This is a genomic window from bacterium (assembly GCA_035281585.1).
In the GTDB taxonomy this organism is placed as follows: Bacteria; UBA10199; UBA10199; order DSSB01; family DSSB01; genus DATEDP01.
On sequence record DATEDP010000152.1, the window covers coordinates 1 to 9,347 of the forward strand.

Annotated in this window: 12 protein-coding genes and 2 tRNA genes; 6 read left to right on the top strand and 8 right to left on the bottom strand. The window is 59.2% G+C overall.

The window, feature by feature from the left end; all coding sequences use genetic code 11:
- From VJR29_13620 to VJR29_13640, 5 genes are all read right to left on the bottom strand, one after another.
- Nucleotides 1-552 (bottom strand): Rieske 2Fe-2S domain-containing protein (locus VJR29_13620; protein ID HKY64445.1); only part of this gene is annotated, 552 nt, incomplete at its 3' end.
- A 32-nt stretch (nucleotides 553-584) separates the two neighbouring features.
- Nucleotides 585-1,463, bottom strand: a complete 879-nt coding sequence (locus tag VJR29_13625) for a CaiB/BaiF CoA-transferase family protein (GenBank protein ID HKY64446.1) — start codon at nucleotides 1,461-1,463, stop codon at nucleotides 585-587.
- Between the two features lie 174 nt (nucleotides 1,464-1,637).
- Entirely contained in the window at nucleotides 1,638-2,888 is a 1,251-nt protein-coding gene (locus tag VJR29_13630) for a hypothetical protein (protein ID HKY64447.1), read from the bottom strand.
- Between the two features lie 45 nt (nucleotides 2,889-2,933).
- A complete protein-coding gene (locus VJR29_13635; GenBank protein ID HKY64448.1) occupies nucleotides 2,934-3,929 on the bottom strand; it encodes a DnaJ C-terminal domain-containing protein in 996 nt (331 codons plus the stop codon).
- Nucleotides 3,930-3,951: 22 nt separating this feature from the next.
- Complete coding sequence (locus VJR29_13640; GenBank protein ID HKY64449.1) at nucleotides 3,952-5,169, bottom strand: transcription antitermination factor NusB; 1,218 nt, start codon at nucleotides 5,167-5,169, stop codon at nucleotides 3,952-3,954.
- Between the two features lie 22 nt (nucleotides 5,170-5,191).
- On the opposite strand from VJR29_13640, the gene mtgA reads away from it, so the two are divergent.
- Complete coding sequence (gene mtgA, locus VJR29_13645) at nucleotides 5,192-5,899, top strand: monofunctional biosynthetic peptidoglycan transglycosylase (protein HKY64450.1); 708 nt, start codon at nucleotides 5,192-5,194, stop codon at nucleotides 5,897-5,899.
- Here the strand turns inward: mtgA and VJR29_13650 are convergent.
- Nucleotides 5,896-6,357: a thermonuclease family protein gene (locus VJR29_13650; protein ID HKY64451.1), complete on the bottom strand. Its 462-nt coding sequence runs from the start codon at nucleotides 6,355-6,357 to the stop codon at nucleotides 5,896-5,898. The two genes, mtgA and VJR29_13650, sit on opposite strands and share 4 nt — an antisense overlap.
- Before the next feature lie 62 nt (nucleotides 6,358-6,419).
- Nucleotides 6,420-7,436 (bottom strand): class I SAM-dependent methyltransferase, encoded by a 1,017-nt coding sequence (locus VJR29_13655; protein HKY64452.1) that lies wholly within the window; start codon nucleotides 7,434-7,436, stop codon nucleotides 6,420-6,422.
- Between the two features lie 159 nt (nucleotides 7,437-7,595).
- On the opposite strand from VJR29_13655, the gene VJR29_13660 reads away from it, so the two are divergent.
- The 5 genes from VJR29_13660 to VJR29_13680 all read left to right on the top strand — a co-directional run bounded on the left by VJR29_13660 (nucleotide 7,596) and on the right by VJR29_13680 (nucleotide 8,900).
- A tRNA-Lys gene (locus VJR29_13660) sits at nucleotides 7,596-7,668 on the top strand.
- Nucleotides 7,669-7,683: 15 nt separating this feature from the next.
- A tRNA-Glu gene (locus tag VJR29_13665) sits at nucleotides 7,684-7,756 on the top strand.
- Nucleotides 7,757-7,868: 112 nt separating this feature from the next.
- Nucleotides 7,869-8,159 carry a type II toxin-antitoxin system RelE/ParE family toxin gene (locus tag VJR29_13670; GenBank protein HKY64453.1) on the top strand — a complete coding sequence of 97 codons (291 nt, stop codon included), beginning with the start codon at nucleotides 7,869-7,871 and terminating at the stop codon, nucleotides 8,157-8,159.
- 16 nt (nucleotides 8,160-8,175) lie between these two features.
- On the top strand, nucleotides 8,176-8,484 hold the full coding sequence (locus VJR29_13675) for a HigA family addiction module antitoxin (protein HKY64454.1): 309 nt from the start codon (nucleotides 8,176-8,178) through the stop codon (nucleotides 8,482-8,484).
- A 23-nt stretch (nucleotides 8,485-8,507) separates the two neighbouring features.
- The gene (locus VJR29_13680; GenBank protein ID HKY64455.1) at nucleotides 8,508-8,900 is read left to right on the top strand and encodes a hypothetical protein; all 393 of its coding nucleotides are present in this window, start codon (nucleotides 8,508-8,510) and stop codon (nucleotides 8,898-8,900) included.
- Nucleotides 8,901-8,916: 16 nt separating this feature from the next.
- On the opposite strand, the gene VJR29_13685 is transcribed toward VJR29_13680, so the two are convergent.
- Entirely contained in the window at nucleotides 8,917-9,249 is a 333-nt protein-coding gene (locus VJR29_13685; protein HKY64456.1) for a hypothetical protein, read from the bottom strand.
- Between the last annotated feature and the right edge of the window lie 98 nt (nucleotides 9,250-9,347).

The following is a 9,347-nucleotide window of genomic DNA, read 5'->3' on the forward strand; positions in this document are numbered from 1 at the left end:
GCAGGGCCGGACCTTCATTTCGCGGACGCGCAGGAGCTTGGTTTCGGCGCCGAGCTCGTCGCGGGCGTGGTCGAGGGCGGTCTGGAGTAAATCTTCCGAAGTCGAATAGCGGGGATGGGAAATCGTCATCATCGTCGTCGAGACACCGGCCACCCGGATCGGCCCCTCTTCCCGGCGGATCGGCCGGTTCAAGCCGCTGTGGGACTCGGGCAAGGGCTTGCCCTTTTTGACCGGATCGGGATTCAGCAGGAGCCGGCCGCCTTCGACTTTCACTTCATAGACCGGAACGCCGATCTCGAAATTTTCGTTGAAGCGGTGGACCCCGGTCTTGAGGTCGTAGCTGAAGTAATGCCAAGGACAGACGAGCTTGCCGTCGTCGCGGAGCGTGCCTTTCCCCAGCGGCCCGCCGGCATGCGGGCAGATGCCGCCCAAGGCCGAAAACTCGCCACCGCGGTAACACAAGGCGATGGTGAGGTCGCCGATCTTGATTTCGCGTAAAGGAGGATTCTGAAGGTCTTGGGCCGAGCCGAGGTCATGCCAGGTGCGAGCCATGCGGAGATTGTCTTCAGTCCAAGGGATTTTGGCTAGAAAAAGCTGAGGCAAGCGTCGACTTTGGCGAAGATGCGGCCCCATTCCGCCGCGTCTCGGGTCGCGAAGACAGCCTGGATTCGACCGGCCAGCGCTTCTTCACCTTCGCCGGGCCTGGCTTCGAGGCCCAAGGTCTCAAGCAAGGCGGCATGGAATTTGGGCTCCAAGCCGGCCACCGCCACCGAGCGGTGGTCCTTGGTCTTGTAGATCCGGTAACGGGCCAAGCTGCCGGTCAGCATCGGAAGGATGCCGGCGGCGGCCTCGTCGCTGCGGTACTCCTGCATCAAAGCCAGGCTCTCCATCACCGACACTTCAATCCGTCTCGAACCCGGGCCTTTCATCCGCTCGATCCAGGCCGCCAAGATTTGGAAGGCGGCGTAGAAGCCGCCCATCACGTCGGCGATCTGCAGGGCCGGCAATTGCACGCCGCCCTCGCCGTAAAGCAGTTGATAGATGCCGGAGTCGATCAGGAAATTGAGATCGTGGCCGCCGGCCAGATACTTGGGATGCCCGGCCGGATAGCCGACCAAGCTGACGTAGAGCAGATCGGGGTTGAGCGCCTGCAAGCTATCGAAGCCCAGGCCGAGGCGCTCCATCGTTCCCGGCCGAAAGCCTTCCAGCAGGATCGAAGTGCCGGCGGCAAGCCGCCGGGCTTCGGCCAAGCCGCTCTCTGTTTTCAAATCGACGGTGACGAAGCGTTTGCCCTCGCGCAGGGCCGCGAAGGGGCTGTAGTCGCCGAGCACCGCGTCTTTCTGCGGCGGCAGGACGCAAGTGACCTCGGCGCCTAAGCGGGCCAAGAGCCCGCTGGCGAAAGGCCCGGGCAAGAGGCGGGAAAAGTCGAGTACCGAAACGTTGGTAAAGATTTTGGGCAGCATCTGTCATCCTGAGCGAAGCGAAGGATCTGCGACCTACCAAGATCTTTTGAAAAACGGACCCGCTCCGGGTCCACTCAAGGGAATTCCGAGGATACGAAGGGGCTTTGGAGTCCCATGGCCTCTTGGGCAGTCGCAGATCCTTCGCTTCACTCAGGATGACACGTCAATGGAAAATTATAAAGCCTCCACCGCTTTCGGCGCAGCGGTTCTCGCGCCCTCCAAGTAAGCCGCCTCCTGCCCCGGCTGAAAGCGATAGGGAAAGACTTGCTTCACCCGAATCCAGTAAGACCCCTTGGGAATCTTGGCATAGGGCAGATCGAAGCCGACGAAGCTTTCGCCGGGCTCGCCTTCGGGCGGCGCCGAGCGGCCGGCGTCGTCGATCACCTTGAGGATGGGCTGAACGCCCAAGCCGCTCAACTGGGGATCGTTTTGGATGCCGACCACGAAGGCCCCAGCCGATCCGTTGAAGGACCACCAACCCAAGGCTTCGCCGCCGCCGGCGCCGGTTTGGGCCTCGGGCTTGCCGTCCAAAGTCCAGCTTTGGCCGTTCAAGCTGCTGTGAATGACGCTGCCGTAAGCGGCGCGCGAGAAATCGTAGCCGCTCAAGCCTTCGGTTTTGGCGTCGAGGAATTTGGGCCCGTCCACCGGATTCTGGATCTTGGTCGGGACTTCCATCCAGTCGGGATAGAAAAAGAAGTCGGTGGTCGCGGTGGGAATCAGCTTGATCGGACCCAACTTCTTGGAGGCGACGATCCGCCGTATCACCCGCAGCGGACCGACTCGGGTGCCGGCCAAACGGGCCTCGACGTCGCCCTCGCCCACCTTGAGGTCGAAGAAATTCTTGATCGCCAAATTGAAGCGAACCTTGAAGCGATCCAGGATATCGGCCTTGGTCGCGCCGTTCTGCGGAATCAGGATGTCTTGGACCAAGGGCTGGCTTGGCCGGAAGGCGGCCTCGTAGAAGGAAGTGCTGATCCGGTCCTGGGCCGGCACATAGCTCACGTAGGACTTTTCGGATCGCGGCGAGCTCGGCTCGGCCAAATAGGCGGCGACGACCTTGTTCTCGGTCGCGATCCGATGGCCGACGGAGGCCGGCGGCAGCTTGGCGGCGTCGAAACTCGGCCCTCCGTCTTCGGCGGCAAAAAGCAAGACGTCGAAAGGGTCGAAAGCTCCGGCGCCGACCGTCTCCTGGTCCAAGATCCAAGGACCATTGGCGCCGCGACGCTCATCGATCTGGAAAGGAACCGGCTTCAGGCCGCCGTTTCCGTCGGAAGCCACGACCCGGATCGCGGCCACCGGCTTACCGAGCAATTGCGGAAGCGAGGCTCCAGGCACCTCGACCAGGGTCAAAGCTCGGACCGGCGTGTTAAATAAAAGTGTGAAGAAAATGGCAAAAAGACGGGATGATAGAAGGAGATTTTTCATATTGGACCTCAAGGCTCTCACCTCCCTCGAAGTCGCAATTTCCTTTTAAACAAATTTCTCCCTCGGATTGTATGAATTTCTTTTCGTGAACTCCTCGATCAAGTTGCGGCTTTCCTTGTCGAGCTCGGGCGGCAGCTGGAGTTGAACCACCACATATTGGTCGCCGTGGCCTTCGTCGTGGCGATGGACCACGCCCTTCCCTTTCAGCCGGAATTTCTGGCCGCCCTGGGTGCCGGCCGGAATCTTCATCTTGAGCTTTCCGTCCACCGTCGGCACCTCGATTTGGGCGCCGTGGACGGCCTCGCCGATGGTGATGGGCAATTGCAGATAAATATCGTCGCCCTCGCGCGAGAAATAGGGATGGGGCCGGACCTTGACCTCGATGAAGAGATCGCCGCTGGGGCCGCCGCTCGGCGAGGGATCGCCTTTGCCGGCCAAGCGGATCTTGGAACCGGTCTTGACGCCGGCCGGAATCTTCACGTTGATCTTCTCGCTCTTCCCGGCGCCGCTCTCAAGGCCGATCTTGCTCGTCATCCCGCGGACCGCATCGAGGAAGTCGATCTCCATCGAATAAGTGCGGTCGGCGCCGCGCATCGGCGCGCCTCGAGCTCGGGTGCCGAAACCGCCGCCGCGAGCTCCGCCCTTGACGCCGCCGCCGAAGATATCGCCGAAGAGGTCGCCCAGATCGCCGTACTCGAAATGGATGTTGCCCTGCTGGCCGGCGCTGGCTCCGCCGGGTCCGGTGAAAGTCGAGAAATCGAAGCCGCCGTCAGGCCGGCCGCGGAAGCCGTGAGATTCCCCGCCCATCCCGCCGAAACCGCCGCCGTAGGTGCGCATCAGGTCATATTCCTGCCGTTTCTTTTTGTCGCTCAAGGTGTCGTAGGCCGCCGAGATGTCCTTGAAACGCTCCTCGGCCGACTTGTCGCCCTTGTTCACGTCGGGATGATACTGCTTGGCGAGCTTGCGGTAAGCCTTCTTGATCTCGGCGTCGTTGGCGGTCGGCGAGACACCGAGGATCTGGTAATAGTCTTTTTCGGGCATATTTAATCTCTAATATAATGATTCATTTCACCCTGGCAAGGCGAGCGAGATAAAAGCCGTCGCCCGCACCGGGCTCGGGAAAGAGCTCCCGCTCCTCCTCCAAGCGCAGCTCAGGATGCCCGGCGAGGAAGGTCGCGACGTTGTCCCGGCCTTCTTCGGGCTCCAGCGAGCAAACCGCGTAGATCAAGCGGCCGGCGGGTCCCAGCCGCGGAATCCATCCTTCGAGGATGACCCGCTGCTTTTGGGCGAGCCGCCCCAAGTCGGCCGGCTTGAGGCGCCAACGGATCTCGGGCTTGCGTCCCAAGGTCCCCATGCCCGAGCAGGGAGCATCGACCAGGATGGCGTCGAAGACCAGTTCCTGGTCGGCGGCGGCTTGCGGGCCGGACAGAATGGTGGGCTGGTGAATTCCGAGGCGGGCGAAATTCTCGCCGAGCTGGGCAATCCGCTCCGGCGAGGGCTCGTGGACGTAGAGCTCCATCCCGGGCGCGATCTCGGCCAGAGCGCTGCTCTTGCCGCCATGGCCGGCGCAGGCGTCGAGGATCTTTTCGCCGTCCTTCGGCGCCACCGCCATCGCCACTTCATAGGAATGCGGGTCTTGGATCGAAATATTCCCAGCCTCCATCTCCTGCCACCAAGAGCTTCGCTCCCGATTGCCGAGCTCGATCATGGCGGCTCCGGCCGCTTCGGCCTTTCGAGGATTTACCCGGGCCCAAAGCGGCGCCGGCGCCGCGAAATACTCGAGCATCCGCTTCAGCCGCTCCGGCGGATACCGCTTGCGCCAGCGACGCAGCATCCATTCGGGATAGGACTCGATCCGGCCGTCGAACAGCTTGGCCCGGATCTCGGTCTGCTCGCGGAGCAGGCTCCGCAGCACCGCGTTGGCCATGCGGCCGGCGCCGGACCCGTGCTTGAGCTTGGCCAGCTCCACCGCCTCATGGACCGCCGCATAGTCCGGAACCTTCTCGAGGCTCAGGCATTGGTAGGCCCCAAGCCGCAGCAAGTCGAGCAGGGCTTCGGGCGTCTTGGCCTTCGAAACGTAGCGGCTCAGGACTTGATCGAGGAAGGCCCGCTCCCGAAGGACTCCGTAGACCAACTGGGTGAGGAGCCCGCGGTCGGCTTCGGCCAGGGGATGTTCCCGCAAGGCATGGTCGATGGCCTCAGCGGCGAAGGCTCCTTGGGCGACTTCGCGCAGCGAGCGAAGGGCCAAGCTTCGGGCGTTGTAGGGTTGTTTGCGGGGCATCGCTGGTTTATAGAACCGCGGCATGGGAAAGAGCAAATCCCGAAATCCCTGGCTGCGCGGCATCGGCTACACCCTGGCGCTTCTCGTCGGCATCGAGGTTTTGATCCTGCTCTGCGGGCTGCTGGAGAACTCCTGGCTCCGCCGCCATGATCCCTCCTCCACCGCCTTCACCCGGCGCGAGACTTTGCTCAGCCGCAAGCCGGCCGACTTCTCCTGGCGCGAGTTGGGCCAAATATCGGATTCGCTGAAACGGGCGGTCCTGGTCGCGGAAGACGACGCCTTCTTCATCCACGAAGGGGTCGATTTCAAGGAGCTGCAAAAGAGCTGGGAGCTGAACCTCAAAAAAGAGAAGATCGCCCGCGGCGGCTCGACCATCACCATGCAGTTGGTGAAGAATCTCTATTTTTCCCGGGCCCGCAACCCGCTGCGCAAGCTCAACGAGATCCTCCTCACCATCGACTTGGAGCACAAGCTGCCCAAGGAGCGAATCCTGGAGCTCTACCTCAACGTCGTCGAGTGGGGCGAGGGAATCTACGGCGCGGAAAATGCCAGCCGTTATTATTTCAACAAAGGCGCCGGCGATTTGAGCTCTTCCGAGGCGGCCTATTTGGCGGCGATCCTGCCGAACCCGGTCTACCTGACCAAGCACAACACCCGCCGGGCCAAGGGACGCCAGGCCATCATCTTGCGGCGAATGGGCAAGAGGAGCCTGCCGGAAGAAGTTCGTTAAGGCGTCATCATCTGCCAATTCCCTCTTTTTCCCCTCACCGCCTCGCTCTGGAGCTGCTGGAACTCGACTTTGTAGGACGTGTTGGCCTTGTTGTCGGCCTCGGCAAAGCCGTAGCTCAGGAGGAGCTGATTGAGCATGTAGGTGCCGGCACCCAAGCTGACTTGCTGCCCACCGCCGCCCAGGCTCTGGCCGGAGTCGACCTTGAAATAGATCAAGGCCAGGCTGTTTCCCTGGGAATCCTTGGCCGGCTCGCCGTAGGTCAGCCAAACCTGGCGGCCCTGCAGCAGGCCTTGGGTGAATTCGCGGGAACGGCGCTCGCCGGCGCCCATCGCCGAGTCGGGCTTGAAGTCCTTCTTCCCCGGGTCGGGCTTCGGCGCCCAGACGCCCAAAGCCTGGACCGATTCGCCGTTGTCGAGGATGAGCCGGTCGCCGTAGACGACTTGTTGGACCGACCGCATCGTCTGGGCCGGGCTCGATATTGGATAGAAGAAAATCGCGAGAAATAGGAAGGACAGTGATTTTATTTGGTACCGACCATGACCGTCACCGGATACTGGACGGCCAGGGCGGCCACTTTTTTGAAGCCGACGAAATTGAGCCATCTTTTCATCTCCTTGGCGGTGAAGACGTCACCATGCTCGGTGAAGAGTAGCATCGGCATCGCGAAGAGCAAAGGAATCTCCGGCCCGGTCCGCAGGTCGTTGGCGATGAATTCGGCGATCAGGAGCTTGCCGCCGGGCTTGAGGGCGTCATAGCACTTTTTCATCAGGCGACGGGTCGAGGCTTCGCCCTCGCCGTGGCAGATATGGCCGAGGATGATCGAGTCGTAGGCCTCGCGCTCGAAGGGCAAGGCGTTGAAGTCGCCGTCGCGGAACTCGAATTGCTTCTGCAGGCGGAAGCGCTGAACTTGGCTTTGCGCCACTTCCAAGACCTCTTTGGAATCGATGGCGACGATTTTCGCCGCCGGATCGGCCAGGGCGAAAGCGATCGACCAAGCGGCGGCGCCGCAGCCGACGTCGAGGATCTTCTGGTTCTTGAGGGTCTTGCCCACCCCGAGCTTTTTGCAAAGGGCGACGCTCGAGGCGTAGGAGGACGGAAAGATCCGCTTCACCAATTCTTGGAAGAAAGCTTTCCTTTGCTCGGGCGAGGCATTGGCGGCCACCGGCTTGCCTTGGCGCAGCGCTTGAGTCAGGCTGGCCCAGCCCTGGCGGGTGAACTCGTCGAATTGCAGGGATGCGCCGAGGAAGTCGACTTCGCCTTTCACCAAAAAGGCCTTGGCTTCGGGCTCGAGCTTGTAGAGGCCGCGGGTTTTTCCGACCAAGCCCATGCCGACCAGGGCATCGAGCAGCATTCGGGTCGAACGCAGCGGCAGCGAGGCGGCCCGCGCGATTTTTTCGACGGTGTTGTGGCCGGCATTGAGCACGGTGAAGATGTCGAGCTCCAGCGCCGAGGCCAAAACTTGAGTGCGGGCGAATCCCCAGTGAATGTCGACGATCAATTGTGGTTGAATCTCAAGCGACTTTTCCCGGCCGGACATAATTACAGCGAGTTTATACGCCCCCCCGGCCTCCGCAAAGAAATATTTTATGATTCCAGGCACTTGCCGCCGCAATGCGGCAAAGGCAAAAAGATTGACACCACTTTGAGAAAACGTTTAAGGTCCGCCGGCTTTTGACGTTAGATATCGCTGCGTTGCGGGCCGGTAGCTCAGCTGGTAGAGCACCGCCCTTTTAAGGCGGGTGTCCTGGGTTCGAATCCCAGCCGGCTCACATTGAATTTGCAAAGTCCCCATCGTCTAGAGGCCTAGGACACCGCCCTTTCACGGCGGCAGCAGGGGTTCGAATCCCCTTGGGGACGTACTCAAGAAGCCCTTGGAAATCCAAGGGCTTCTTCTTTTTCCAAAACAATTTCAAAACATTGTCGAAAATACCTTGGAGTGGTATACCTTATTAAGGTATGAATTTCTCTTATGGCTATCCAGTCTTTTGGGGAACTTTCGCTGAAGGAATTTTTTGAATCTGAAAAGCTTCCTAAAAATGCTGGATGGCAAGGAATTAAGAAAATCGTGAGACGCAAATTAGACATGCTTGATTATGCCCACGTGTTGGAGGACTTGGCTTCACCTCCGGGTAACAAATTAGAAGCTTTAAAAGAGGACCTTAAAGGGTTTCACAGCATTCGGATTAACGACCAATGGAGAATCGTGTTTGAGTGGACCGATCAAGGTCCAGCCAAAGTCCGAGTAATGGACTACCATTGAGGATAAAGAGGCTTATATGGCTCGTATGAAAAGAAAACCCACCACCCCTGGAGAGATCCTGCAGGAGGAATATCTCCTCCCTTTGGGACTTACCCAAAAACAACTTGCCGATCATATTAAATACGACATCAAAGTCATCAACCGCTTAATTAATGGACGAACTCGTTTAACGGCTCAACTCGCCCTAAAGCTTGCGGCCGCGCTAAATACCACTCCGGAATTTTGGCTCAACGCTCAAAAGGCAGTTGATATTTATGAGGCATCAAAAGACGCGGGTAAATTACCCAAGGCGCTTATCGAAAACGGCCATCTCATTCACGCCTAGCTGAAGAAGCGAAGGGAGATTCTTTGTTGCCATCCTGGGATTCAATTGCCGCGATTTTCACATTGCTGGGCGTGGGTACCGTTATTGGCGCATGGGGGAAATCCAAATTTGAACGCAAGCGCGAAGTCCTCAAACAACAGCAGGATTTCAAGTTTACACGATACAAATGCTTGATAAATCTTATGCATGCAGCATTAGATTTTGAGAAACATAAACAGGCTCTGCATGACCATGGGCGTCGTAATTTTCAAACCCTAAAAGACCTCATGGATGAATTAGAATCCGAATATATCAATATGCTGCTGTTCGCGGATAAAAGAACCCAGGAGCTTGTTTTTTCATTTATCCAAACCCCATCTTCCGATTTATTAAAGAAAACCGCATTGGCAATGAGGAAGGACCTGTGGTCCTCCTGAAGATTTAAAAATCGAGTTACCGGATTCCCGCCAGCAGAATCGAGAGCAGAGCCGCGAAAAAAGAGGCGCCGGCGCCGAGCAGGACCGCGGCGAAGACTGACAAACAAAGGGTCAACCCGGAGCCCCAAGCCGCTTTCGTGATCAGAAGTCGCGCCAAGCGCAGCGCCAAAAAAGCCGAGGCCAGCAAGATCCCCAAATGCAAGATCAGCCAAAGGCCAAGAGCCACCATCCCTTGTTTTTCCGGAACGCCGTTGAGGGCGACGAGCAGGCCGAAGAGATAGAGCAAGCCGGTCAGCATCAAGCCAAAGCTGGTCAGAAGCGAAATCCAAAAGGTCAGGCGCTTGGTCATTGGACCGCCTCCACTTTCATTCGCACTTCCCCTTTCCCTCAATCCGGCAGTGGTTGAGCCGGAATAGCTCCTTGGAGCCGCCCATATATTGTCGCCGC